Genomic DNA, 24,753 nt, shown 5'->3' on the forward strand with positions numbered 1-24,753 from the left:
GAAAACTGACCGGTAATCGCTTGCAGTCGTGAAATTATCAGTAGATTAAGTATAACAAATTCGGAAATTCGTGACTGTGTGATCGCGATGGAAACCGATCAACGGGAAGACCGATCGACTGGTACCGCTGGAGAGACGACGCGTCGTTCGTACGTCCGATCGCTCGCTGCGATAGGGCTCGGCGGTGGCGTTACCGGCACGGCCGCATCGGGATCGCAGGGCACCGATGTCGCCCAAATTGACGCGTCCGCGCGCGGGATAACTGTGACCGACTCGGGAACGACGGTCGCCGATGACGTCTCGCAGTTGAATTTCGGGAAGTCGCTCTCGGCGAGCGAGTCCGCTGCGAACACCGTCAGGGTTCGGAGCGATACGAACCCGAACGTCGTCGACGTTCGTGACGATCTCGGAGTCGAACCCGAGGAAGACGACCTCTGGGCCGCAATCGAGGCCCACTACACGTCGTTCGAACCGACGGAGCGGAACCACCGCTACGAGATACCCGCGGGGACGTGGCACGTCGAGACCGACAACGTCCACTTCGACGCCCACGAGTTTCTGGGGATCGTCGGTGATCCGTTCGCGGTGTTGAGAGTGACCGATCAGGACGTCGATCGCCTGATGACCGTCGGAACGCTAGACGCGTCGCTCCCGCACGCCCAGCGGACCGTCATGCGAGACCTACAGGTCGACATTCGGGGCGACTACGACGCCGGTATCGCTCGCTGGTTCACCTACCGGTACGGGCACATGGAGAACGTCTCGATGCGGGGAACGCGCGACAGGCTCAATTCCGAGTACGGCGGCGACCGACACACGGTCCTGGTCGACGGGGTTCGGTCCTCGACGACCAACGTCATCAGCGGCTGCCACCTCGCTAACGGTGATACGGCGTCCGACCGATCGACTCACGTCGGTCACGCGATCCCCTTCAGTTCGGACGTCTACAATCACGGGACGAACCTCTGGGAGGGGTGTCAGGTGTCCGGCTACATCGACAACGGAATCTACGTCTCGGGAGACGACGGCCGAAACATCATCACCGGCTGTCACGTCCGCAACTGTTCCGGTGCGGGCATCCGAATCGGTCCCAACGACTACGTCCAGGACTGCCAGATCACGATGACCGAACACCCCGGCTTCCCGTGGTCCGGCCTCTGGATCGAGAACGGCGGCGGTCAGCTGGTCTCCCAGTTGCTCGTGAACAGCCAGATCAGGAAAGACACCGAAATCATCCGTCTGACCCAGGACGGACCCGCCAGACTGACCGACGTGCATATCTCGGACGACGGAACCGACGGCCGAGCGATCCGGGTCAACGACAACGACCACGCACCGACCGTTTTCGATGGCTGTACCGTAACCGACCGCTCGAGTCCGACGACGGAAGATTACGCGGTCTACGTTCGGTCGTCGAACGTCACGTTCAACGACTGCGAGTTCGACATCGCTCCGCAGTCCTCGACGGATCGACACGGCGTCTTCGTCACGAACGGCGGTGAGGACATCGATCGACTCACGCTGGATAGCTGTACGATCGACGCGGACGGCGCGAGCCTCCGGTTCGCCGAGAGCGGCGCGGACCACTCCGTCGAAAGCTCGTTCTTCGAGGGAGTCGTGATGAGCGACCCCGAGACGACCCTCTCGTCGGTGCTGTGGGTCGGCAATCGGCACTACGGTGAGACCAACTTCGGCGGCGAACGAGCGGGGTGGCAGGGCGACTTCAACTTCGGCTTCGACGTGTGAACGACTCGTTCGGCTCGCTTACGGTACGCGTCGTTCGCCACGTGAGCACGGGGTCGTTCCCACTGCGTTAGTGGGAAGAATCCGACCCCACGCCCAAGTCCACGTCTCGGTCGAAGATGCTGACGGTTTCGTCGTCGAGGGCCTTCTGTCGCACGTTGAGCATGCCGACCTCCTCGTAGGAGGTCGGCCCGGGGACCTGATGGGCGTTCGGACCGGGCTGCTTGCCGAGATAGGTGACGTTCGGATTCGTTCCGATGTCCGCGAGGAGTTCGAACTCCTCTTCGGGGGCGTCGATGTAGTCTTCGAAGAGCTCCTGGGCCACGTCCTGGCGGTCGGAAACCTCGACGTCTTCGACCGGTCCCTGGAACTGGTCGACCGTGAGACCGAGTCGTGTGAGGGTCTCCTCGCTGGTAAGCTCGAGCCCGTGCTCCTGGAGGATCCCGACGACGTCGAGGATCGTCTGCTCCTGATCCGGAAGGGTATCGCCCGGCGGTGCCTCCTGCTCGTAGTCCTCTTGTGTGAGCTGGACGGCCGTCGCGAGGGCGATCGACTGCTCGTTGAGGCCGTCGACGGCATCGATGACCGCGTCCAGATTCGAGTCGACGCCCTCGAGCATCGACGGGAGCTCGTCCGGGGAGGGGAGGCTCGTGCTCAACCGGATCAGCGTTCGCGCTCTGGCCGGGTTCTCCTGATAGCGCTGTGGGTCACTGTTCGGGTTGTTCTTGTCACCGAACTGGATGACGCTCGGCGGACAGGCCTGCTCGCACGCGGTCGTCCCGACCAGTTCCTCGCCGTGATTGCCGTCCTGCCGAGCCGGATCGAAAACGCACTTCGACATGACGCCGCGGGGAGCGCGGCGGCTGACGGGTCGGTCCCGGTAGTCGTAGATTCCCTCCTCGCTGAGTTCCTCCCGTTCCACGTTCGGCTCGTCCCACTGGAAGTAGTTGACGCCGTACGGACAGGCGACCTGGCAGTATCGACAACCGATACAGACCTCGTAGTCGGTCAGTACCAGGCCCCCCCTCTCGCGGGTGTGTCGGGCCGTCGTCGGACACACCTTCTCGCAGGGCGCGTCGGTACAGTGCTGACACGGCCGGACGAGATAGTTGAAATCGTGGACGCTCTCGTACTCGTCGGGTTCGGGCGACTCGACGTTGCCGTCCTCGAAGGCGAGAACGTACATCCAGTTCGCCCCCTCGTCCCACTGGTGTTCCGCGTTGCAGGCGGTCACACAGGAGAGACAGCCGTCACAGTGCTCGAGATCGATCGTCATCCCCCACTGCGTCGCGTCCTCGTCGGGGTGTACTTCCCCCGGGTCCTCGACCGCCTCCCGTGGCTCCTCCGGTTCCTGTTGGTCGACCGCACCCCACCCGAGGCTGGCGAATCCGGCACCGGCGGCCCCCTTCTTGAGCACCTCGCGACGGGACTCGTCGCCGGTAAGCGACGAGAGTAGTGATCCCGACCCCTCGTCGTCGGCGTCGTCCGGACTGGCGATCGGTCGCTCGTCTTCGCCGAACTCCTCCATCACGTCGTCGTGATACCGCTCGTGGAACTCCGCCTCGGAGAGTTCACCTTCCGTAACTCGCATCGCGTCTCGTCCCATCTTCATCCCGAGTTCCGTGTCGTACTCGGTATCGTCGAGCACGTCCTCGAGGTCGTCCTGCCACGCCTCACCGAGCGGATGAAACGTCTCGTCGCTCGTGGCAGTCTCATCGGTCGATTCGTCGGGTCTCATCGCACACACCCCGTCGGAACGGCCTGCAGTATAGTTGCGTACATTGGTGGCTTATGACACGGTAAATACGACCAGAATTCGCATAGTGGCCACCCTTGCGAGTGATGGGGTTCTCGGTCGGTTCGACGTGTCAGGACGCCATCGATCGACCGCAACGCACCCACCCGCGGCTCCGCACGTCTCGGCTCCGATAATCGGTGCATCGAACCCACGCCCGGTCATTCACGCGTCTCGAGGCGGTCGCTCGAGGAGAATCGGACTCGTACACGCATCGCTCACGGTCGTTGTCGTCGCGAAAACGCCGAGAGGGAGATTTGAACTCCCGAGTCCGTGAGGACAGTAGATTTCGAATCTACCGCCTTGGCCGGGCTAGGCTATCTCGGCTCACTACTCCCTACTCGAGAGACGTTTTTACCCGTTTCGATCCGTGGCGCTCCCTGTGAGCGATTCACGTCCGAGAAAAGCGACGGAATCGGTCACAGGGAGCGGGGTCGAAACGGCGGGCCTCGCTCGTCGGCGCGACGCTCGCTCGCTCCGCGTCGGTTATCCGGTGTTTTTCATTCCGGCCGCGATCCCCTTTACCGTCAGCCGCAGCGTCCGTTCCTCGATGTCCGTTCGATGGGTCCGGTCGAGTAAGTAGACCTGCAACATGTTCAGCGGATCCACGTAGGGATTTCGGCGCTCGAGGTTCTCCCCGAGCCAGTCGCGGGTGTGGAGCCGATCGCGCTGCCCGATTTCCGTAACGAGGTCGGCGGTTCGCTCGTACTCGTCGGTCACGCGGGGGAAGAACCGACCGCGAAGCTCCGGTTCGGCCATGTCCGCGTACCGTTCGGCGATCTCGAGTTCGGTGCGGGACAGCGAGAGCGCGGCGTTGTCCAGCGTCGTCCGGAAGAACGGCCACTCCTCGTACATCGTCTGAAGCGTCTCCATCGACCCGCCGTCGTCCACGTAGGCCTCGACGCCCGTCGCGATCGCGTACCAGCCCGGCAGGATACACCGCGACTGGGTCCACGAGAACACCCACGGGATCGCGCGCAGGTCCTCGACGGTGCGCTCGCCCGATCGGGAGGCCGGGCGGGAGCCCAGATCGAGATCCTCGATGACCGTGATCGGCGTCGCCTGCTCGAAGTACTGGACGAACCCCTCGCTCTCGAGGAGATCGCGGTACTCCCGTCGAGCGGCGTCGGCCATCGTCTCCATCGCCTCGACCCACTCGTCGCGGACTTCCTCCTCCGGCTGGTCTATCGCCCCCTTGCGCGCCCGGAGCTGGGCGTTGAGCATCTGTTCGATGTTGCGCTCGGCGATGCGCGGGTTGGCGTACTTCTCGGCGATGGCCTCGCCCTGTTCCGTGAACTTGACCTGCCCCGTCACGGTCGAGTTCGGCAGCGCGAGCAGGGCCTCGTTCATCGGGCCGCCACCCCGGGAAATCGACCCGCCGCGGCCGTGGAACAGCCGCATCGTCACGTCGTGATCGTCGCAGATCTCGCCCAGGCGGCGCTGATTTTTGTAGAGCGACCAGTTCGCGGCGAGAAAGCCGTTTTCCTTGTTCGAGTCCGAGTAGCCGAGCATGATCTCCTGGGTCTGACTCCGGGCCTCGAGGACCTGCGAATACGCGTCGTTCTCGAACAAAGAGCCCATGATCCGCCGGGCACCCGAGAGGGCGTACTCGGTCTCGAGCAGCGGCACGATGTCGATTCCGGCGTGTTCGGGCAGGGCGATGACGTCGGCCTGATCGGCCAGGAAGAGCACCTCGAGGACGTGGCTGGGTTCCTCGGTCATCGAGATGGCGTAGGTGTCGATGGCGTGGCTGCCGTACTCGGTCTGCCAGTCCGCGAGGCTGTCGAACAGTTCGAGGACGCGCGCCGAATCGTCCGAGAGTCCAGCGGTGTCGCTCAGATCGATCACCGTCTCGTCTTGCATGACGGCGTCGGTCAGGAACTCGACGCGGTCGTCTTCCGAGAGATCGTGGTAGTCGACTCCCTCGGCCTCGAGCGCCTCGGCGATGGCGTCGGTGTGTTTTTGCTGGTGCTCTCGCAGATCGAGACTCGCCAGCGAGAAGCCGAAGGTGGCGACCTGTCGGCGGATCGGGTCGACGTGGGCGTCGACGACGCTCTCGGCGCCGTTGTTGCGCAGGCTTTTCGAGATGACCGCGAGGTCCGCGAGGAGGTCGTCGACCTCGTCGTAGCCCCCCGGACGAACGTCGCCGACGCGGCGGAGTCGCTCGCGCATGAGCTTGAGCTTCTGCCGGTAGGGCTCCCCCGGATAGCGTTCTTCGGCGGTACGGGCGCTGCCGGGGAGTCGATCCCGATCGCGCTCGAGGGTGGCCTGGAACTCGGAGCCGGCGTCGATCCGACTCCCGTCCTGACTCAGGACGCCAGAGAGCCGTTTGAGCTGCTCGCGATACTGCTCGAGAACGACCGATCGCTGGCGCTCCAAGGTGTTCGCGGTCACCTCGGGGGTCACGTACGGGTTGCCGTCGCGATCGCTGCCCGCCCACGACCGGAACTCGAAGAGCTTCGGGATCTCGAGGTTTCCGGGGACTTCCTCGTCGATCGCGTCGTCGAGTTCGTCGTACACCTCGCCGACCACGTCGAACAGCGTGTTCTCGAGGTACCACTGAACGTTGCGCGCCTCGTCCTCGGGTTCGGGCTGGCGATTGCGCACCTGCGGGGTCTGCCAGAGGCTCGTCACCTCGGCGTCGATGTCCCGCCAGACCTGTCCCGTTTCCTTGTCGGTCAACAGTCGTTCGTCAAGCGTCTCGAGGTACGTCGAGATCTCTCGCAGTTTGGACTTGACGGTCTTGCGCCGGGCTTCGGTCGGATGGGCCGTGAACGTCGGCTCGATCAACACGTCGTCTAGGATCTGCCTGACCGTCTCGACGTCCGCCTCGCCGAGTTCCTCGGCCGCGGTCTCGAGGCTGTCGTCGAGGGTTCCCTCCTGGGAGGCCGTGCGGATCGTTCGGACCCGCTCGCGCTCCTCGGCGAGGTTGATCAACTCGAAGTACGTCGTGAACGCCCGGGCGACGATCCGTTGTTGGTGGGGCGACAGATTCTCGAGTTCCGTCACGAGCGGCTCGCGGGACTCGAGTTCGCCCGCTCGGTAATCGATCGCGGCTCGGCGGCACGACTCGACCGTTTCGAACGACCGGCGAGACGTCTGGTCCTCGAGAACGTCTCCGAGTAACGCGCCGAGTTCGCGGACGTCTTGTCTGACGTCCCTGTTGTGCAGTCGCATATCGTGTGGATGTGCGTGCCGTGGTAAAAACCCCTTGCAGGTACGCTGCTCCGCTTATACATCGTTTTCCGTGATAGTTACTGGGGCCGGTATTCGTCCGGTAGACGAGCGCTGTCGATCCGTCCACGCGGCGGTCCGTTGACGAGGGGTATCGACACTACTACAAAGAAAATAACTACAGTTGTAAATAACATCCAATTTGATCGGAAAGAGGGCGAGATATACTCGCGGTGGCGGCATTCAATTTCGAACGGTGGCGATTTACGAGGCGCGATTATCTCATCGAGAGTTTCCTCGCACGGAAGTTCACGATCTCCCGAAATCCCGATGCGGGTCCACCGTCGGCTCGAGCCGAGGGTACCGGTCCAGCTAACTGCGTCATTGGGCTGGCTATCGGGGCTATCGGTCGGGGTATCATCTGTCCGGATCGCGGGCGTACATCTACGGCGCTTCTCACCGGCTTCGTTCCTCGGCTACCGACTCGAAGAATCGACGGAATGGCGATCCGTGAACGACGACGCAGAATAGCGCTACTGGTCCGTGTACTGCGCACAGACGCGCCGAATACCCTCTTCGAAATCGATCTGCGGTTCCCAGCCGGTCTCCTCTCGGATCTTCGACGCGTCGGCGCAGGTATCGTGGACGTAGACCGAATCCGGAATCGGGTTCTCGACGTACTCCGCTTCCACGTCGGTTCCGAGTTCGTCGTTGATCATCTCGACGACGGTGTCGAAATCGTACGCCTCTCCCGTCCCCAGATTGTAGATCCCGTCGAGTTCGTGGACCGCGGCCAGCTCGAGGCCGCGAACGATATCCGAGACGTGCGTGAAGTCCCGCGTCTGGGTGCCGTCGCCGTAGAGGACGGGCGACTCGCCGTCGGCGATGTTGTCGGCGAACTGGGCGATCACGTTCGCGTACTCGCCCTTGTGTTCCTCCGCGCCGCCGTAGCCCTGATACACCGAGAAAAAGCGCATGCCGGCTGCGGACATATCGTAGTGATTCGAGAAGTACTCGCCGTAGCGTTCCCGCGCGAGCTTCGAGGCCTCGTAGCCGGTGTTGACGCTCACCGGCATATCCTCGGGCGACGGCTCCGTTCGACTGCCGTAAATCGACGACGTCGAGGCGTAGACCACCGTCTCGCAGCCGTCCTGCCTGGCCTGTTCGACCACGTTGACGAAGCCTTCGACGTTGACCCTGGCACCCGTCGTGGGGTCCTCTTCGTGCATCGCGTACGACGACAGCGCCGCGAGGTGGAACACGACGTCGACGTCCGTCGGCAGATCGTCGTCGAGGACGCTCGCTTCGACGAACTCGACCTCGTCGGACAGGTTTTCGGGCGTTCCCAGATAACAGTCGTCGACGACGGTCACGTCGTTCGACTCGGCGAGGTGGGTCGCCAAGTTCGATCCGATAAATCCCGCACCGCCGGTGACGAGGACGGTTTGCTCCTCGAGGTTCATACCGAAACACCCCATTCGGTGACGCAAAGGTGTTTGGAAGTTTCCGTACCGGCGGCGGCGGCTGCTCTCGGCGTCGCTTCCGAAGTTCGACGGTGTGGGCCGGCGGTGGGTTAATGTGACCACATCACAAATTCCAGCAGGTGAAGCCCCTTTCGAACCCGTCCTCCCGCCGATGGCTCGGCTGGTGCGTACTCGTCTCGGGGTTCTTTCTCGTCAGTCTCCACCGATCGTCGACCGCGGTTCTTTCGGAACAGTTGATGCGCTCGTTCGAGACGACGGGGACGAGTCTCGGATTGCTCCACTCGTCGTTTTTCTACCTCTACGCGGCGTTTCAGATCCCGGCCGGCCTACTGACGGACCGGTACGGCGTGCGCGCGATCGCCACGGCGGGAACCGCGGCGATGAGCCTCGGGTCGCTCGCGTTCGGTCTCGCGCCGACGTACGCGCTGGCGTTCGTCGGCCGGCTGCTGGTCGGGCTCGGGGCGAGCGTCCTGTTCGTCGCGGCGTTGCGGTTTTGCGCGAACTGGTTCCGCCCCGACGAGTTCGGGACGATGACGGGAGCGACCTTCAGCGTCGGCATTCTCGGCGGGCTGGCGGCGACGACGCCCCTGGCGATCGCCGCCTCGAGCCTCGGGTGGCGCGCCACCATGCTCGGACTGGGAGCGTTCGGGCTCGCGGTCGCGGTCGGTATCGGCCTCTTCTCGCACGATTCGCCGTCCGACGCCGGCCTCCCGCCGATCGACGGCGTGGCCGACAGTTCGGACGTGACCTCGGCCGCGGCGCTGCGGCGATACGTCTCCGACGCGATCCGAGAGCCCGAGACCTGGCTGTTGGGTATCATGCTCTTTTTCATGACCGGCATCGGGATCACGATCTTCGGCCTGTGGGGGATCCCCTATCTCGTGCAGACCCACGACATTTCCGTGACGGAAGCGTCGGTCTACCTCCTCGTCGGAAACGTCGGCGGGATGATCGGCCCGACGCTGTTCGGCTGGCTCTCCGACCGGTCGGGGAACCGAACCGGTCTCATCGTCCTCTCGACAGTCGTCTTCGGGCTGACCTGGGGCGTCTTCGCCGCCTTCGGGACCGTTCCGCTGTTGCTCGTCGGCGCGATCTTCCTCTTCTCTCGAATCCTGCGCGGCGGGATCCCGCTCGCGTTTACCGTCATCAAGGAGCGCCACCCCGAGGCGGCCAGCGGAACCGTGATCGGCCTGATCAACACGATGGGCTGGATCGGGGCGGCCGTCTTCCCGGTCGTCCTCGGTGCCGCACTCGACGCGTACTGGACCGGAGAGACCGTCAACGGCACCCGCGTCTACACGGAATTGGGCTATCGAGTGGCGTTCGCCATCGCCGCGGCAGCAGGCCTGCTTGCCGCGGCCTGTGCCGTCGTGTTGTCCCTCCGGACGCGAGACGAGCGCCCCCTCGAGTCGGACGCCGACGTGGAACGGCCGACGAGCTGAGCAGTTACGAGCACCGGGAGCGACCGTTTCGATTCGGTTTCGAGCGCTCGAGCGGTCCCGCCTCGCCGCCCACACTGCCTCGTCCCACAGGTTCTTGCCGATACGTAGCACATGACAGGGCAATGCGTTACTACGAGGACATCGAGATCGACGACACCGAGGAGTTCGGCGAGTATCACGTCACGAAAGCCGAGATCCTCGAGTTCGCCGAGCGGTACGACCCGCAGCCGTTCCACACCGACGAGGAGGCCGCCGAGGATTCGGCCTTCGGCGAACTGGTCGCGTCCGGCTGGCACACCGCGGCGATCTGTATGCGAATGCTCGTCGACGGTCCGATACAGGACCGCGCCGGCATGGGCGCTCGCGGGGTGGACGAACTTCGGTGGAAACAACCCGTCAAACCCGGGGACACGCTCTCGGTCCGCACGGAAGTGCTCGACAAACGTGTCTCCGAGAGCAACCCTGTCCGCGGCTACATCGACAGCCAAATCGAGGGGATCAATCAGGACGGCGACGTCGTTACTTCCTGGATCGCGCTCGGAATGATCGAGCGTCGATCGCCGGGTGACGAGTAGCGGCGCGGCGGATGGCAGTACGCCGCCCGACGAGCGCGCCGGAGTACGACCCGTTCCTCCGCTCCGGTATCCGGGTTCCCGTCGCGGACTGCTCGCCGTTGTGCTATCGGATATCGACGCCCCTTCCCTGCAGGAACTGATCCTCGAGAACCAATCGAATACCGTCTTCCGGCCGAGCGTGGCGGTCGGCTCCGGAGCGAACCATAAAACGTATTCCACCGCTCCCGAACCACCGAGCAACGGTGACTCGAATGGAACTCGATCCCGCCGATCCGGACTGTGATATCGCCGAATCCGGCCGGGACGATCGACCGCTGCTCGAGTCACGACGCCGCCGATTGATCGCGTACTGCCGGCACAACGGGGAACGGATCTGTCGCGATGCGTCGGTGCTGGTGGCTTGGGCGCTCGTGATGACGATCTGGGTACAGGGGTTCGGCCTGCCGCGCTGGCTGTGTTACGTCGTTACCTTCGTGGGCGTCGTCGGCTACACGCAGACGACGACCTCGTGGTCGCGTCCGTACGTGAGTCCCGACGATTTCGGGGGGCAGTCCGCGGACGGGGGATCGCTACAGGAATCGGAGCAGCGGCACGAGTAGCGTGACGCCCCAGAGGAGCGCTCCCATTCGAACGAAGCCGTGATCCTCCGGATCGATTCGTTCCGCGTGCGACGCGCCGACGGCGAGAAGGCCGAGCGCAATCGCCGTCGAGAACCGGTGAACGAAGACGGTGACCGGCAATCGAGTCACGCCCAGGGCGGTGTAATCGAGCAGGATCGCCGTCGCGAAGCCGATCGACCCGGCGGCGAAGGCCGTCGGCCGATCGAGCGGCCGGGCGAAGTAGTACGTACAGACCGGTAATCCGACGACGAGCAGCGGGTAGAACGCGCCCGCGACGATTCGCGGGTCGAGATCGCCGAGCCGTGCCTCGACGGCGATCGCACCGAACCGGACGGAGAGGTAAAGCCCGATCAGCGCACCGGCCAGCACGAACGCGCGTCGAACGCGCGGAGAAACGAGCGCTCGAGGCGCGCTTCGCGACGTGACGCGACCCACGAGCACCGCGCCCGGAAGGAGTCCGAGCATCGCGAGGTGGGCCGGCGGGCCGCCGTCGTCGCCGTTCAGATCGATGATCGTCACCCAGCCGTCGGAATCGAAGCCGCGGTCGTTCCCTAGATGGTCGCGCGAGACGCTCGAGACGTATCGGCGGTCCATGAACTCGCGTTCGACGTACTGCTGTGAGTCCTCGGCGCTGGTGACCGTGTGGCTGAGCCGAAACCAGTCCCAGTGTTCCCGATGGGCCTGCATCGCCGTCCACTCGTCGCCCCTGTCGGGTGACGCGTAGGCCCGAATGTGGTGGCGAGAGCCGAGATACTCGCCGTCGTGTAACTGGTAGCTCTCGTCGAGCCACTGACCGCCGGTCGGCTCGCCGTCGGTGGCGACGTAGACGTACCGAGTCGAGCCGTCGGCGCGTCCCCACGCCGTCGCCGTTCCGGCGCTTTCGCCGGCCCCCGTACTTCCGTTCTCCGTCGCCGTACTCGTCCCCTCGGTCGTCGCGACGTCCTCCTGATCGGATCTGGTCTCGTTCCAGTCACCCCGGCTTCGCTCCTCGAGATGCCGACGCGTCTCCGCCGGGTCGCCGGCGACCACCACGTTGATCGCGAGCGTCCGCTCATCGAACGTCGTCGCGCCGCTCGTGTACGGCCACAGCGAGGAATCCTCGTCCACCGTCACCAACTGCTCCTGTCGGTCGACCGCGGTATCGCTCGAGGACGAGGTCGCAGCCGATCCGAAGACCAGGACGACGAGGACGAGGGCCAACGCCCCCAGCGCGATTAGCGTCCGTCGATCGATGACCGCTCACCTCCGTCGGTACGTGTTCGAGTTGACATCGTAGCGAGCGACGGGGCCGGCCCCGTCCGTTGCGTTACGTGCCATCCTGTTCGTTTCGCATATAGGTCTTCTCGTCCGCCCCGTCAGTGACGCTATCGGTGAAATTCGAGATTTCCGACCGATCGACAGAACCGAACGAACCGGCCGACACCGAGTGACTGGTCGAGACCGCGGACCGGCCGACACCGAGTAAAATCGACCGCTTCAGCTCCGCTCTTCCTCGGAGAACCGCCACGGGCTCTCGACGTCCGTCGCGGCCTCGTCCGTCGAGAGGGGGACGTTGTGGTAGAGCTGCTCGAGGTGATCCATCGTGTACTCGACCGCGTAGCGTTCGACGCCCGCTCTGGTCTCGCGGTCGGTCGCCAGACAGGTCTCGATGGCGTCGACCATCGACTCGAGGTCGCCGTATTCGAACCGCTCGCCGTTGTCGGAACCGATCGTGTGATCGAACGGGGGAACGTCGGCGGCGGCGACGGGCGTTCCGCAGGCGTTGGCCTCGAGCGTCGAGAGGCCGAGCGTGTCCGCGGTCGAGGCGGTCAGGAAGGTATCGATCGAGGAGTAGAAGGCGGGCAACTCCTCGCGGGGGAGGAACCCACGGATCTCGACGTTCTCCGTCGCGTCTCGCTCGAGGCAGTCGCGGTAGGGGCCCTCACCGACGATGACGAAGTCGTACTCCGGTAGCTCCGCGGCGGCACGCAGGATTTCGCTGACGTTCTTCTCCATGCTGAGCCGACCGCTGTAGCCGATCACCGTTCGATCGGGGTACAACTCTTCCGCGGTCGGCTGGAAGAAGTCCATATCGATTCCCACTGGAAGCTGGACGTGTTCGACGTTTCGATCGATCCGTTCGGTCGAAGCGGTCACCACGTCGAAGCTCTCGAGGAACGCGTTCTCGACGGGAACGTACAGTTTCGAGAGCAGTCCCGCGATCGACTCGAATTTGACGTTCTGATGGAAGTACTCCTCGAGCGGGGTGTGGTGCGTGTAGATCGTCGGGAGGTCGTGTTTCCAGGCGTAGTACCGCCCGAGGACGCCGATCGGCGCGGGGCCGTGGCAGTGAACGACGTCGAGTTCGGGGAGCGTCGACGGCCGCCGGGTGAGCGGGATCCGATAGCCGGCGTAAAACGGGTTCGGCAACGATTTGACCGGGACCTCGCGGTCCCCGGGCTCGTAGTCGCCGTCGGGGTAGACGACGTACACCTCGTGGCCCTTTCGTTCTAACTCCTCGCGCCAGAGCTTGATCGTGTACGTTACGCCGTCGATCTCGGGGAAATAACTGTCCGTGAAGAATCCGATTTTCATTCAGGCCACCTCCTGGTACAGCGATTGGTACTGCGTCGCGACCGTCTCGAGCGAGAACGCCTCGCTCCGTCGCGCCGCGTTCGATCCGAGCCGATCCCGGAGTTCGGCGTCTGTGAGCCGCTCGAGAGCGGCCTCGAAGGCGTCGACGCCCGCCCCGGAGACCTTCAGGCAGTCCTCGCCGTCCGCGAGCCACGAGAACGTCTCGATGTCGCGGACGAGCACCGGTTTCCCGGCGGCCATCGCCTCGAGCAACGCGATCCCCTCGTTTTCTTCGTGGGTCGGGAAACAGAAAATGTCGCCCGCCGCGAACGCGCCGCGGATGTCGTCGACGTAGCCAGTGAACGTACAGTTCGCCGGAGAGTCCTCGATCAACCGCGTCGTCTCCCGGCCCTTGAGGGAGAGGTCCAGCGGGCCGAACCACGCGAAATCCAGTTCGGGCAGTCGGCGGGCCAGTTCGACGAACGTCTCGAGGCCCTTGCGCTTGATGACGTGGCCGACGAGGAAGACGGTCGGCGACTCGAGGTCGTAGCGCTCGCGGTACTCGTCTTCGAGCGATTCGAACCCCGCGAGTTTCTCGCGGTCGACGCCGTTCGAGATGACCGTCGTCGGCGCGTCGGTGTACGTCTCGAGCAGCCGTCGGTTGTACGCCGACGGACAGACGAGCGCGTCGGCCAGTCCGTAGGCCCACCGGAGGTACGGTTTGAGCGGCTTGGCGAGCGCGTTCGTGAACCGAAAGCTCTCCCCGAAGTCCTCGGCGGTCACGTGCGTGTGCGCGATGACGGGCATATTTCGTCGCCGCGCTCGCCTCGCGTACCAGACCGAGCGCGGGCCCATGAGGTTGCAGTGAAAGACGTCTGCCTCGAGCGTCGGCTCGGTCGTGTAGGTGAGGTCCAGTCGGTCCAGCATCTTCCGCTGGTGGACGACGGACTCGCGAATGCCGCCGGTGACGTGCGCTTCGAGTTCGAAGTAGTGGCTGATCTTCATACCGGACACCCCCTGATCGGTTCGGTTACAGTCGTCCCCTCGAGACCGTCGCCGCCAACCGGCGAGCGGTATCCTCGTCGCCGTCCGAGCGCGGCGTTACGAAACTTCGAGCCACGGAACCTCCATGAGCGCCGGGATGTGCGTCTCGATGTGGTGTTCCCAGACGCCCTCCTCGCCGAAGGCTTCCCCGTGGTCCGCGGTCACGACGACGGTGCCGTCTAACTCCGAGGCCACGTCGGCGACGGACTCGAGGGCGATCCGCAGGTTCTCCTCGTAGAGTTCCATGGCGGCCTCTCGAGTGCCGTTCCTGACGAGGTCGGCGGGGTCGAGTTCGAGCCAGAGACCCGCCTTCTGGGCAAGTTCGCTGCCTTCGAGCGTGTCTTCCACCTTCGGGCGGATCGTATCGCCGAGCGACGAGAGGGCACTACCGCCACCGCCGTCGGTTTCCTTCTCGGCTTCCTCCTGTTTTCGGATCCCCTTCTGGATCTGTTTGAGCTTCTGGCCCTTCCCGCGGGAGAGGTAGGGCGCGTGTGGCTGCATGTAGTGGAGCACCGTCCGGTCGGCTCGTTCGACGGCGTCCCGATTCTCGTGAAACGCGTCACCGAGACTGTCCGGGGGGACCGTCCCGAGATCGTCGTCCCAGCCGGACTTCCACACGTCGAAGACGTCGCTGATATGGTCCGAGGCGGTCCACTCGTAGTCGCAACTGGCACCCCACTTCAGTTCGTTCAGCGGAATGCCCAGATCGTTAATGAAGGGGTTCCCCGAGAAGTACGCGATATCGTGTTCGTCGGTAAACGTCCGATAGGCCCACTCCGGAGTCGACGAGCCGGTGCTCCAGCGCTTTTCCAACGTCCCGTCGAGGTACTCGTCGTATACGTCGCTGAATACGTCGTACCGGCACGCATCCAGCACCAGGCAGTAATCCCAGTCCGACTCGAGGAAGTGCTGGTCCTGCATTAGTTGCCGCTACCTTTCGAGTCGACCTACGTATTCTTATTGGTTCCCGGAAAGTCACCGAAACCGGCCCTATTCCCCGGGAACACCTCCGGTTTCGTCCCGCCGCGTCGGTCCGCTCGCTCGCCGATCCGACATCTCGTACGGTCTGCTGTAAGTGATTTCCGGCGCAACCGCGATTCGGCCACCGGTCGCGCCGGTAAATCGTTACAGCAAACCGAATCACTCGAGGTAGCCGAGTTCCCGTAACCGATCGCGGGTCTCTTCGTCGGCTTCTTCGAGGGCGTCCGCCGCGTCGTCGGTTTCCGTCGGGTCGTCCCACGCGCCGCCGACCTCCTCCTCGAAGCGAGCGAGCGCCCGTTCGGTCGCCCCGACGACATCGTCGTCGGCCGGATCGACCGACGTTCGCTCCCCGGGGTCCTCGTCGAGCCGGTACCCCTCGTCGGGGATGCGGTCCGCGCGGACGTACTTCGCGTCCGTGCTCCGGGCGGCGCGCAACCGCGAGTAGGCGCGGTGATCGTCGGGCAGGTCGATGCCGGCCTCGCTCGCTTTCTCCTCTAAGTGATGCAGTTCGATGACCGGCTGGGCGTACTCGACGAACGCGTAGTCGTCCCCCTCGCCCTCGAGGACGGCACGCTGGCCGGCGTCGGGATCAACAGCCTCTTCGAACGCGCGATACTCGCTCGAGAGCAGCGAGCGCGTCGAGTCGCGAGCGACGACGCGGCTGGCATCGCCGTCACCCTCCGTCCGGCCGACCGCGTCGGGATCGACGTCCAGCACGTCGAGCACCGTGTGATAGCAATCGAGTAACTCGACGAGGTCGTCGCGCCGGTCCGCCTCGAGGTCGGGATGTTTGACCAGCAGCGGGACGTTGATGAGCTGATCGTAGAGGGCGAACTCGTGGCCGTAGAGGTCGTGTTCGCCGTGGAGTTCGCCGTGGTCGGCCGCGACGACGACGGTGGTCTCCTCCCACTGGCCGGTCTCGCGGAGCCGGTCGAACAGGCGGCCGAGCTCGGCGTCCATGTGTGCGATTTCGGCGTCGTAGAGGCCGCGAATGTCCTCCCACTCCTCGTCGTCGATCTCTCGCGCGCCCGAATTGAATTCCTTGGAGTTCTGGCAGACGTCGTCGGGATCGACGCCGGGCGCGAACTCCTCGCGATACTCCTCGGGCGGGTAGTACGGCAGGTGGGCGTCCATCAGATTGACGAAGGCGAACCAGCCGTCGTCGCTCTCGCTGTCGTCGATGAAAGACTCGGTCCGATCGATCACCGACGGCGTCTTCGAGTCCGCCCCCTCGCCGCTGGCGAGTTTGGAGTGGGCCATCGCGCCGACGTGAACGAGCTTCGACGCCAGATCGCGGAGGTAGTCGTTGTCGTTGACGGTCTGCCAGACGCTTGCCAGCGGTCCCGAAAGCACGTCGCCGGGGAGAACTTCGAAGAACGAGTCCTGATCGTCGAACCCGTCGGTGAGGCCGGTGTAGGGCGTGATCCAGGCGTTAGAGGAGTAACAGGCCGTGTCGTAGCCGGCCGCCGACAGGGTCGACGCGAGCGTCGTCTCGTCGTCGAGATACGGACTCCCCTGGTCGGCCCCGTGCCGGCTCGGATACCGGCCGGTAAACAGCGAGGCGTGAACCGGGAGCGTCCACGGCGCGGGCGCGACGGCCGATTCGAAGACGGTCGCCTCCTCGGCGAATCGCGACAGTTGGGGCGTCGTCTCCCGTTCGTACCCGTAGGGCTCGAGACGATCCTTCCGGACCGTATCCAGAACGACGAAGAGGACGTTCGATTGCGGTGTCCTGTCCATTACTGGCCTCACGTTTCTCCACGCCAATAAATCGATTGAAGGGGAGGGCGGCCGCCCGTCACGGCCGCGTTCTCGCTCGGCGGCGATCAGATGTTTCAAGGTAACTGACGATTCATACCAGCCATGGACGAGCGAAATCGTCGGGCGTTCATCGTCGGGGCCGTCGGGACGATCGCGGTCTTTTCCGTCCTCTTTTTCGTCGTCGGCGCGCGCGACATCCTCGACTCGTTGCTGTCGGCGGAGCCGTCGCTGATCGCCGCGACGTTCGCACTCGCGCTCTGTTGGCTGGCCGCCTGGAGCCTGATGCTCAGAACCGTCCTCGCCGCGCTCGGCATCGACATCCCGGCCGGCAAGTCGTTTTTCATCTACGCCGGTGCCGTCTTCGCGAACAACGTCACCCCGTTCGGGCAGGCCGGCGGCGAACCGGTCGCTGCGCTGCTCATCTCGAAGACCTCCGACGCCCGCTACGAGACCAGCCTCGTCGGAATCGCGAGCGTCGACGTTCTCAACGTCGTTCCCTCGATCTCGCTCATCCTCGTCGGCGTCGGCTACTACGCGACCACCGCCGCGCTCGGCGATCACCTCGTGACGGCCGTCGGCTCCGCGGTCGTGTTGATCGCGGGGATCGTCATCGCCATGGGGCTCGTCTGGCGCTACCATCAGGCGATCGTCGACCGGCTCCCCGGAATCGTCGCCCCCCGACTCGGCCGGCTCGGCCTCGAGCGCTTCGAGTCCGAGACGCTCGAGGAGGATATCGCCGACCGAATGGGGCGGTTCTTCGAGAACATCGAACGCGTGGCGACGGATCGGTGGCGGCTGTCCGCCGTCATCGGGCTGTCGCTCTGTGGCTGGCTCTTTCAGGTCGCCGCGCTCATGGCCGCGTTCGCCGCGCTGGGGTACGGCGTCCCGCCGTACGTCCTGCTGTTCGTCATCCCGCTGGCGAACCTCGCGGGCGCTGCGCCCCTTCCGGGGGGACTCGGCGGAATCGAAGCCGCGTTCGTCACGCTGCTCGTTCCGACGACCGGAATCCAGGCGTCGGTCATCACCGCGGCCGTCCTCATCTTCCGCGGCGCGATCTACTGGATGCCGATCCTGATCGGCGGCCTGGCCGTGTCGGCGTTCGGCGTCCGGGCGGTGCGGTGACTCCGATCGGCGGTCGACCGAACGCTGTGACCACCTGTCCGCCGGGGCGACCGAGCGGTTAATTTCCGTTCGGACCCGATGGACGGTCGGTCGACCGGTATGTACCAAGAAGGTCACTCCGGATTCAACGCCCTGCTGTACGCGCCGTTTCTGCCCCTGGTGAGTCACGTCTGGTCGCTCGAGCTGGCGCTGGTCGGGGCGCTCGTGGCCGTCGGCGTGGCCAACCTCCCAGATATCGACGAGCCGCTGCCGCGGCTCCGACACCGCGGGCCCACGCACACCGTCTGGTTCGCCGTCCTCGTCGGACTGATCGCCGGCGTCGGGACCGCCCTCGCCGTCCCCTCGACGCCGGACGCGTTCGCGTTCGGGTTCGTCGTCGGCACCGGCGGGATCCTCGCCCACCTCGCGGGTGACATCGTCACGCCGATGGGAATCAGCCCGTTCGCTCCCGTCTGGCGGGCCCACGTCACGCTCGGCTGGTTCAAATCCAAGAACGGCCGAATCAATCGTGCGTTCCTGCTCGCCGGTTCGGCCGCCCTGTTCGCGTCACTGCTTCTAACGGTGTTGCTGCCGATAGCGAGCGTTCCGACGGGGTAAGCGACCGCACGGTTCTGCGGTCACGGCTGCCGCGCGCCGCGTCTCCGGCTCGAGGCCTCAGCGAATCGACGGGAGCCCGTTCGCGCTCCACGCGAGAAGGCCGATCGATGCGGCCCAGAGCAGTACCGTCGCAGCCGGGCTGTGAACCGCCAGTCCGGGACTCCAGCTCGTCCGGAGGGGGAACAGCCAGTCGATCCCCTTCGGCGAGAGCGAGTCGATCGCGAGATGCGAGCCGATCGCCAGCCCGACGGCGGCCGCGAGTCCCCGGCCCTGCCAGTTCTCTCGATTCAGCCGTCGGCCGACCGCGTAGCCGCCGATGACGATCGCGAGGGCGAACAGGGGTGTGTGGGTCACGCCGCGGTGAACGAACGGCCATCCCCATCCCGCGGGAAAGAGGAAGTCCGCGTCGGGAAGGAGGCCGAAGACGAGCCCGATCCGCGGATCCGCGTCGGTGAACCCGCGGACGAGGGCGTAGCCGACGAACGCGTGAGTCGCGAACGCGCCCGCGAGAAACAATCCACGTTCGAGTTCCATCGCGTACGGATTCGATCGATCCCACTACGTAACTTGCGGTTCCCGGATGTCGGATCGGCTCGTCCGAACGCGGTCGACGCTGCCATCGAACCAACAGTGCTTACATTCGGGACCGATTACGAACCGGGCATGCATCCGTTGCAAACCGAAGGACTACCGCCCTGGCTCGAGTCGATGTTTACGTCGGAACTCGCGTTGGCGGTGTTCTTCGGTATCTGCGTTCTCGAGGGGGCGATGCTCCTGCGGTTCATGCCGAGCGAACTCGTCGTGCCAGCGGCGCTGGCGCTAATCGGATCGTCGATCCCGCAGGTGATCGCCATCGTCGCCATCGCGGTCGTCGGAACGACGGTCGGCCAGTTCTGTCTCTTCTGTCTCGTCCGTCGCGCCGGTCGGGAGTACGTCCTGCAAAAGCGCTGGTTTCCCGTCACCGAGTCGCGACTCGAGCGATTCGACGGCTGGTTCGATCGCTGGGGCGGCCTGGCCGTCCCCGTGAGTAATACGATGTTGTTCGTTCGCGGACTGCTGACAATTCCAGCCGGGCTCTCGGAAATGGACGGCCGCTCGTTCGTCGCGCTGTCAGCGATCGGCTCGCTGTCCTTCCAGACGATCCTCGCGTCCCTCTACCTCGCCGGCGGCCATCTGTTGGCGTGACCGAGCGGTCGGTCCGTTCCCGTCACCACTGCTTTCCAGTATCGCTTCGCGTTCCTGAGTCACCGAACTCCAAAATCGAAAAACCGCTATCGCCTCGTCTCATACGGTTTACTGTAACGATTTACCGGCGCGGCCGCAGGGCCGGGTCGCGGTCGCGCCGGAAATGACTTACAGCAGACCGTCTCAGTTCCCGCCCTGTCGGTAGACGGGAAGCCGGAACCGAACACCTCTGTCGCGGAGCTGCCACCTGGTCTCGGTACCGACCCACGTCAGGCCCGTCAGGAGCGCGACGCCGATGGCGGCGAACTCCGAGGACCCCATCCAGACCGGGCTGACGAAGAGGAGGGCGTTGTAGATCCGGTGTGGGAGGATCGACTCGATGAGATCGCCGAGGAATCCGAGGGGGTTAAAGCCGAATCCGCCCCCGCCACCGCCGCCACCGCTGCTCTCGGCTTCGGTTCGGTTCTCGAGGCCGAGTGTCCGGGCGCTCTGGCCGCCCTCGCTTTCGTCACCGGGCTCGAGGCGCTCGGATTCGTACGGGAGACTGGAGCCGACTTCCCAGACGATCTCGCCGGACTGATTGACCTCGATGACCCGGTTGCCGTGGGTGTCGGAGATCAGCGTGTTCCCGTTCGGAAGTCGATCGGCGTCCCGGGGCCACTGGATCTGATCGTCTTCCCATTGCCAGGTCTGCGTCCACTCGCCGTCCTCCCGTTGGAACTCCTTGATCTGGGCGTTCTCGGAGTCGGCGACGAGGACGGCCGGGCCGCCCTGACTCTCGGGGATGAAATCGGGGTTGTGCTGTTCGTGGAGGACGTCGTGCTCGTTCTCGCTCCCGAGCGTCCAGTCCTCGAGCAGGCCCTCTTCACGATCGAGGAAGACGACCTGGTCTTGATTGCGCAGACTGGCCATGATTCGCCCCTCCATCTGGCCCTCCTCGATGTACTCGACGTCGTTGATGTGGGCCCAGTCGCGGGGCCAAGAGTGACCGCCCTCGAGCGGGAAGTCGCTCTGGGCGTCCCAGAGCCAGTTGACGACCTCGGTCTCGGTGTTGACGATGAACACCTGGTCGGCGACCATGTCGGCGACGACGAAGTGGGTCTCGTTGATGCGATCGACGTCGTGCCACTCGCCGGCGTACTCCTTGTAGTCGTATCGCTCGTAGATGACCTCGACCTCGCCGGTCTCGAGGTCGGCTCGCTCGATGACGTTGCGGGTACACGGCGGCGCGCCGCAGTTAGCGCCTTCCGTGTGAATCGTGTCCGTCGCGGCGTACTCGATGGTCAGCGGATCGCCCTCGACGGGGTCCGCGTCGAAGTACTTGGTCCGCGAGTTGTTGTAGTAGAGGACCTCACCGTTGGGCTGGTAAGCCGTAATCGTCCCCGCGCGTCCCGATTCGGTGACGACGGTGTGGTTCTCCGTCTCCGGCGCGTCCGGGATGTCAGCCTCCGACGCCGTCGAAACCCCGCCCGACGCAGCCGCGCTGGCGACGGCGGCGGCCGAGACGAGGATGAGCACGGCGAACGCGGCCCGGAGTCTGTTTCTCGTGATCTCCGATCGGACGCGCTCGAGCGAGGGGAGCGTTCGTTCGGTCACGGTTCGGTCACCATTCTGTTTCGGAGCACCGTTCGGGGAACCATCGTCCGTCGTTTCCGAATCGAGATATTAGTACCTTTTCTAACTGGATCGCGACTCGAGGATCCGATCGACTGAACGAGCCGAGGGAACCCCCGGATGAATGAGCGGGTCACGCGTCATCGTGGGCCTGCGTGGTGAGGACGGGAACCGGCGAGGTGCGGATCACGCGCTCGGTGAAGCTCCCGAGCAGGTGCCGGTCGAGGCCGGTGTGGCCGTGCGTTCCCATCACGACGAGATCGATACCCTGCTCGTCGGCGTAGGTCGTGACCTCCCGGGGCACCGACCCCGCGGCGATGGTGGTCGTGACGTCGTCGACGCCCGCTCGCGTGGCGCTCGTCGCCGCGTCGTCCAGGACCGCCTGGACGTTTTCCTCGAGTTGCTCGGGAAGCTCGGCCGACCCCGCGTCGATCACCTCCGGGAGTTCGTCGACGACGGACAGCAAGTGGAGTCGCGCGCCGTGTCGCTCGGCGACCGTCGACGCCAGCTCGAGGGCGGCCGTCGCGTGGTCGCTTCCGTCGGTCGGAACGAGGACGTCCGTATAGGGAAACGTCGGCGACACCTCGTCGGCGGCGCGAACGGTCAACACCGGAACGGTGCTCCTGTTCACGACGTGATCAGTGACGCTCCCGAGGACGTACTCCCCCAGTCCGCGCCGTCCGTGGGCTCCCATCGCGACGAGGTCGAACTCGTCGGCGGTGGCGTGCTCGACGATAACTTCTCGCGGATCGCCCTGAACGACGGTCGTCACCACGGACACGCCGTGGTCCGCTGCCATCGCCGCGGCCTCGGACACGATATCGTTACCCTCCCGCTCGAGCGTATCGACGACGTCGTCGCCGAGGCGAGTGAGGCTCGGTTCTTTCGTATCCGCCACGTTGAGCAGGTGCACGGTCGCCTCCCGATCGGCGGCAACGTCGAGGACGTGCTCGAGGGCGGCCGTCGCGGAATCGCTCCCGTCGGTCGGGACGAGGATACGAGTGGACATGGCGGAGCGTTCGAGACGGATCCGCTTATCAGTTATTGGTAGTCTGGTTTCTTTATTCAGGGTCGGTCGTGAAACTCGCGTTCAGTACAGGTGACTAGATCCAAGATCTGGTCGGAGCAAAAATATATAAAATATTTCATATCTGTCACAGGTGTGGAACCAACACTATCTATGAAATTCTTACATTTCATCAGGAATTTCAGAACCAACCGCGGACTGTGCTAAGTGGGAAAAAGTTCACATAAATGCCTTTTCCTGCTCTTTTTCTGCTTTTCTCTATTACTATTTCGTATGCTTATCGTCGAGTATTGGACAGATACCCCTCTGCTGAAAACTGCTTTCGACCACGCCCCAGAGATGAGTGTGTATCCTGAAGAAGGGTATATTGACGAGAGGGCTCACTATATTTTCTGGGCTGGTGGCGGGGATTTCGACGCCTTTGAGGAGGGCCTTGATACTGACCCGACGGTCACAAATTCGAAAACCCTGACCGAGCTGGAAACGCGTAAGCTATACCGAGTCACAGCTACTGAACAGGGAGGAGACCTAGGGAGACTCCAGGTTTGGCGTGACCTTAACCTTGTGCTGCTTGACGGAGAAGGAACTCATGACGGTTGGGTGCATCGGATGCGGTTTCCTGACCGGGAAGCACTTACCCAATTTAACAGGCTTTTTCAGGAGCAGGGATGGCCTTTCCGCCTTCAAACGATTTATCGTGAGACTGAAGCACGGAATGATGTTGATGCATTGTTAACGAGCAAACAGAAAGAGGCGCTTGTCGCTGCTTATGAGGTCGGACATTTCGATATCCCGCAGACAGCGTCGCAAACTGACGTTGCAGCAGAGGTGGATATCTCTTCTCAGGCGCTCTCTGAGCGGCTCCAGCGAGGGATACGGACCTTGATCGAGGCGACAGACATCGCCCCGTAGAACTTAAACCCCAGAATATTCCCCCACCGAGGCGATGCGTCTGCGAGTGTTCTTTCTCTATACTGATGGCAGCACAAACGACGATCTACGAAGCGATTGGAGAACCACGGCGTCGTGAAGTTTGTCAGTACCTGGAATCTACTGAGGATCCCCCGGTGACGCTCGAGGAGGTAGCGACACACGTCGCCGTGGACAAACAGACTGAACGTGATAGCCCCGTAACAGAGAGGGAATCCTCCCGGCGGATTCTTCTCGAACTCCACCACCAACATCTTCCGAAACTGGCCGATGCAGCCATACTACAGTATGAGGTCGACCGGAAGTTACTGAATGCTGGCCCTAAACTACCGGCAGCTATCGAACTCATTGGGAGTGTGCAGGGAGCCACTGGGAATGTCGCCCCGAACCCGTAGACGCCCTCTCCGCATAGATCTTTAGTGGCCGGGACGCGTTGAGAGAACAGTGAGCGCTTACTAAGTAGCTGTAGTCACCGAAACTCTCGATTCGGTTTCAGGGGCGGTTCTGAATAAAGAGATCGTGTTACCGGTATACTGTCGGCTGTCCGTCAGTGTCGTGGCGTCGTCGAACGGTCTCGACAACGCCCGCGCGTCACCCAGCGGTATTTGTGGCGGAGTCGAAGTGGCGTGCGAGGCGCTGGCACTCGGCCCCATAGTCGAAGAATGACTGCGGGATCACGCTGATCCCCCCGCCCCAGAGAGAGCGGCTAGCTGGAGTCGATGCGAATCTCGCCGTCACCGGTGACGGTTACCAGGCAATCGCTGTACTCGAACGTCACCGATCCGCCGGAGCGAAGCCCGTCCGCACGGGGTTCGAACAACCGCTCGAGCGCGTCGGCGTTGATCGAGTAATGGAGCGGCTCGAGTTCGGTAACGTCCTCGCCCTGAAATGTTGCGACGGCGTCCGCGACGGCAACGCTGAGCGGTTCGTCGTCGAGTCTATCGTATTGCACGGAATAGTGATCCCCCATCGCGGTCGACGGTGATCGTGAACTCATCTCGGTCATGGATTAGTACGTACCCCCAGTACGCAGGTGGGAAGTCGTCCCTTGGTTCACGAGTCGTTGCAAAGAGCCTGATCGTTAACTGTGTAACGGTTCCTTCGAA

21 protein-coding genes and 1 tRNA gene are annotated in these 24,753 nt (G+C 63.9%); 9 read left to right on the forward strand and 13 right to left on the reverse strand.

Features of this window, described 5'->3' with window-relative positions:
- Window positions 1-87: 87 nt before the first annotated feature.
- On the forward strand, window positions 88-1,746 hold the full coding sequence (locus AC0QDI_RS02210; protein WP_474664816.1) for a right-handed parallel beta-helix repeat-containing protein: 1,659 nt from the start codon (window positions 88-90) through the stop codon (window positions 1,744-1,746).
- Between the two features lie 67 nt (window positions 1,747-1,813).
- Here the strand turns inward: AC0QDI_RS02210 and AC0QDI_RS02215 are convergent, their stop codons facing one another.
- The 4 genes from AC0QDI_RS02215 to AC0QDI_RS02230 all read right to left on the reverse strand — a co-directional run bounded on the left by AC0QDI_RS02215 (window position 1,814) and on the right by AC0QDI_RS02230 (window position 8,175).
- The gene (locus tag AC0QDI_RS02215; protein WP_474664818.1) at window positions 1,814-3,481 is read right to left on the reverse strand and encodes a 4Fe-4S ferredoxin N-terminal domain-containing protein; all 1,668 of its coding nucleotides are present in this window, start codon (window positions 3,479-3,481) and stop codon (window positions 1,814-1,816) included.
- Between the two features lie 299 nt (window positions 3,482-3,780).
- Window positions 3,781-3,865: transfer RNA gene (locus AC0QDI_RS02220), tRNA-Ser, on the reverse strand.
- A 159-nt stretch (window positions 3,866-4,024) separates the two neighbouring features.
- The gene (ppc, locus tag AC0QDI_RS02225) at window positions 4,025-6,715 is read right to left on the reverse strand and encodes a phosphoenolpyruvate carboxylase (RefSeq protein ID WP_474664820.1); all 2,691 of its coding nucleotides are present in this window, start codon (window positions 6,713-6,715) and stop codon (window positions 4,025-4,027) included.
- Window positions 6,716-7,245: 530 nt separating this feature from the next.
- Window positions 7,246-8,175 (reverse strand): NAD-dependent epimerase/dehydratase family protein, encoded by a 930-nt coding sequence (locus tag AC0QDI_RS02230; RefSeq protein ID WP_474664822.1) that lies wholly within the window; start codon window positions 8,173-8,175, stop codon window positions 7,246-7,248.
- A 140-nt stretch (window positions 8,176-8,315) separates the two neighbouring features.
- Between AC0QDI_RS02230 and AC0QDI_RS02235 the strand changes: the two genes are divergently transcribed.
- From AC0QDI_RS02235 to AC0QDI_RS02245, 3 genes are all read left to right on the forward strand, one after another.
- Entirely contained in the window at window positions 8,316-9,638 is a 1,323-nt protein-coding gene (locus AC0QDI_RS02235) for an MFS transporter (RefSeq protein ID WP_474664824.1), read from the forward strand.
- A 122-nt stretch (window positions 9,639-9,760) separates the two neighbouring features.
- Window positions 9,761-10,213 carry a MaoC family dehydratase gene (locus AC0QDI_RS02240; protein ID WP_474664826.1) on the forward strand — a complete coding sequence of 151 codons (453 nt, stop codon included), beginning with the start codon at window positions 9,761-9,763 and terminating at the stop codon, window positions 10,211-10,213.
- Between the two features lie 251 nt (window positions 10,214-10,464).
- Window positions 10,465-10,812 (forward strand): DUF8119 family protein, encoded by a 348-nt coding sequence (locus AC0QDI_RS02245; RefSeq protein WP_474664828.1) that lies wholly within the window; start codon window positions 10,465-10,467, stop codon window positions 10,810-10,812.
- On the opposite strand, the gene AC0QDI_RS02250 is transcribed toward AC0QDI_RS02245, so the two are convergent.
- The 5 genes from AC0QDI_RS02250 to AC0QDI_RS02270 all read right to left on the reverse strand — a co-directional run bounded on the left by AC0QDI_RS02250 (window position 10,783) and on the right by AC0QDI_RS02270 (window position 17,151).
- Window positions 10,783-12,033: a hypothetical protein gene (locus tag AC0QDI_RS02250; RefSeq protein WP_474664830.1), complete on the reverse strand. Its 1,251-nt coding sequence runs from the start codon at window positions 12,031-12,033 to the stop codon at window positions 10,783-10,785. The two genes, AC0QDI_RS02245 and AC0QDI_RS02250, sit on opposite strands and share 30 nt — an antisense overlap.
- 276 nt (window positions 12,034-12,309) lie before the next feature.
- The gene (locus AC0QDI_RS02255; protein ID WP_474664832.1) at window positions 12,310-13,407 is read right to left on the reverse strand and encodes a glycosyltransferase; all 1,098 of its coding nucleotides are present in this window, start codon (window positions 13,405-13,407) and stop codon (window positions 12,310-12,312) included.
- Window positions 13,408-14,391 carry a glycosyltransferase family 4 protein gene (locus tag AC0QDI_RS02260; RefSeq protein ID WP_474664834.1) on the reverse strand — a complete coding sequence of 328 codons (984 nt, stop codon included), beginning with the start codon at window positions 14,389-14,391 and terminating at the stop codon, window positions 13,408-13,410.
- 96 nt (window positions 14,392-14,487) lie between these two features.
- Complete coding sequence (locus AC0QDI_RS02265; protein WP_474664836.1) at window positions 14,488-15,351, reverse strand: hypothetical protein; 864 nt, start codon at window positions 15,349-15,351, stop codon at window positions 14,488-14,490.
- 219 nt (window positions 15,352-15,570) lie between these two features.
- The gene (locus AC0QDI_RS02270) at window positions 15,571-17,151 is read right to left on the reverse strand and encodes a sulfatase (protein ID WP_474664838.1); all 1,581 of its coding nucleotides are present in this window, start codon (window positions 17,149-17,151) and stop codon (window positions 15,571-15,573) included.
- Between the two features lie 123 nt (window positions 17,152-17,274).
- Here AC0QDI_RS02270 and AC0QDI_RS02275 point away from each other — a divergent pair, with 123 nt between their 5' ends.
- Both AC0QDI_RS02275 and AC0QDI_RS02280 read left to right on the forward strand, forming a co-directional pair.
- On the forward strand, window positions 17,275-18,294 hold the full coding sequence (locus AC0QDI_RS02275) for a lysylphosphatidylglycerol synthase transmembrane domain-containing protein (protein WP_474664840.1): 1,020 nt from the start codon (window positions 17,275-17,277) through the stop codon (window positions 18,292-18,294).
- Window positions 18,295-18,393: 99 nt separating this feature from the next.
- Window positions 18,394-18,891: a metal-dependent hydrolase gene (locus AC0QDI_RS02280; RefSeq protein WP_474664842.1), complete on the forward strand. Its 498-nt coding sequence runs from the start codon at window positions 18,394-18,396 to the stop codon at window positions 18,889-18,891.
- Window positions 18,892-18,948: 57 nt separating this feature from the next.
- On the opposite strand, the gene AC0QDI_RS02285 is transcribed toward AC0QDI_RS02280, so the two are convergent.
- Entirely contained in the window at window positions 18,949-19,425 is a 477-nt protein-coding gene (locus AC0QDI_RS02285) for a metal-dependent hydrolase (RefSeq protein ID WP_474664844.1), read from the reverse strand.
- A 129-nt stretch (window positions 19,426-19,554) separates the two neighbouring features.
- Here AC0QDI_RS02285 and AC0QDI_RS02290 point away from each other — a divergent pair, with 129 nt between their 5' ends.
- Entirely contained in the window at window positions 19,555-20,076 is a 522-nt protein-coding gene (locus AC0QDI_RS02290; RefSeq protein WP_474664846.1) for a DedA family protein, read from the forward strand.
- Window positions 20,077-20,259: 183 nt separating this feature from the next.
- On the opposite strand, the gene AC0QDI_RS02295 is transcribed toward AC0QDI_RS02290, so the two are convergent.
- Window positions 20,260-21,672, reverse strand: coding sequence for an aryl-sulfate sulfotransferase (locus AC0QDI_RS02295; protein ID WP_474664848.1), 1,413 nt, complete (start codon window positions 21,670-21,672; stop codon window positions 20,260-20,262).
- 151 nt (window positions 21,673-21,823) lie between these two features.
- The gene (locus AC0QDI_RS02300) at window positions 21,824-22,699 is read right to left on the reverse strand and encodes a universal stress protein (protein WP_474664850.1); all 876 of its coding nucleotides are present in this window, start codon (window positions 22,697-22,699) and stop codon (window positions 21,824-21,826) included.
- A gap of 291 nt (window positions 22,700-22,990) precedes the next feature.
- Between AC0QDI_RS02300 and AC0QDI_RS02305 the strand changes: the two genes are divergently transcribed.
- Both AC0QDI_RS02305 and AC0QDI_RS02310 read left to right on the forward strand, forming a co-directional pair.
- On the forward strand, window positions 22,991-23,629 hold the full coding sequence (locus AC0QDI_RS02305; RefSeq protein WP_474664852.1) for a helix-turn-helix domain-containing protein: 639 nt from the start codon (window positions 22,991-22,993) through the stop codon (window positions 23,627-23,629).
- Between the two features lie 65 nt (window positions 23,630-23,694).
- Window positions 23,695-24,042: a DUF7344 domain-containing protein gene (locus tag AC0QDI_RS02310; RefSeq protein WP_474664854.1), complete on the forward strand. Its 348-nt coding sequence runs from the start codon at window positions 23,695-23,697 to the stop codon at window positions 24,040-24,042.
- A 311-nt stretch (window positions 24,043-24,353) separates the two neighbouring features.
- Here AC0QDI_RS02310 and AC0QDI_RS02315 read toward each other — a convergent pair whose 3' ends face one another.
- Complete coding sequence (locus AC0QDI_RS02315) at window positions 24,354-24,653, reverse strand: HalOD1 output domain-containing protein (RefSeq protein ID WP_474664856.1); 300 nt, start codon at window positions 24,651-24,653, stop codon at window positions 24,354-24,356.
- Between the last annotated feature and the right edge of the window lie 100 nt (window positions 24,654-24,753).

It is taken from the genome of Natrinema sp. LJW11, from assembly GCF_056135975.1.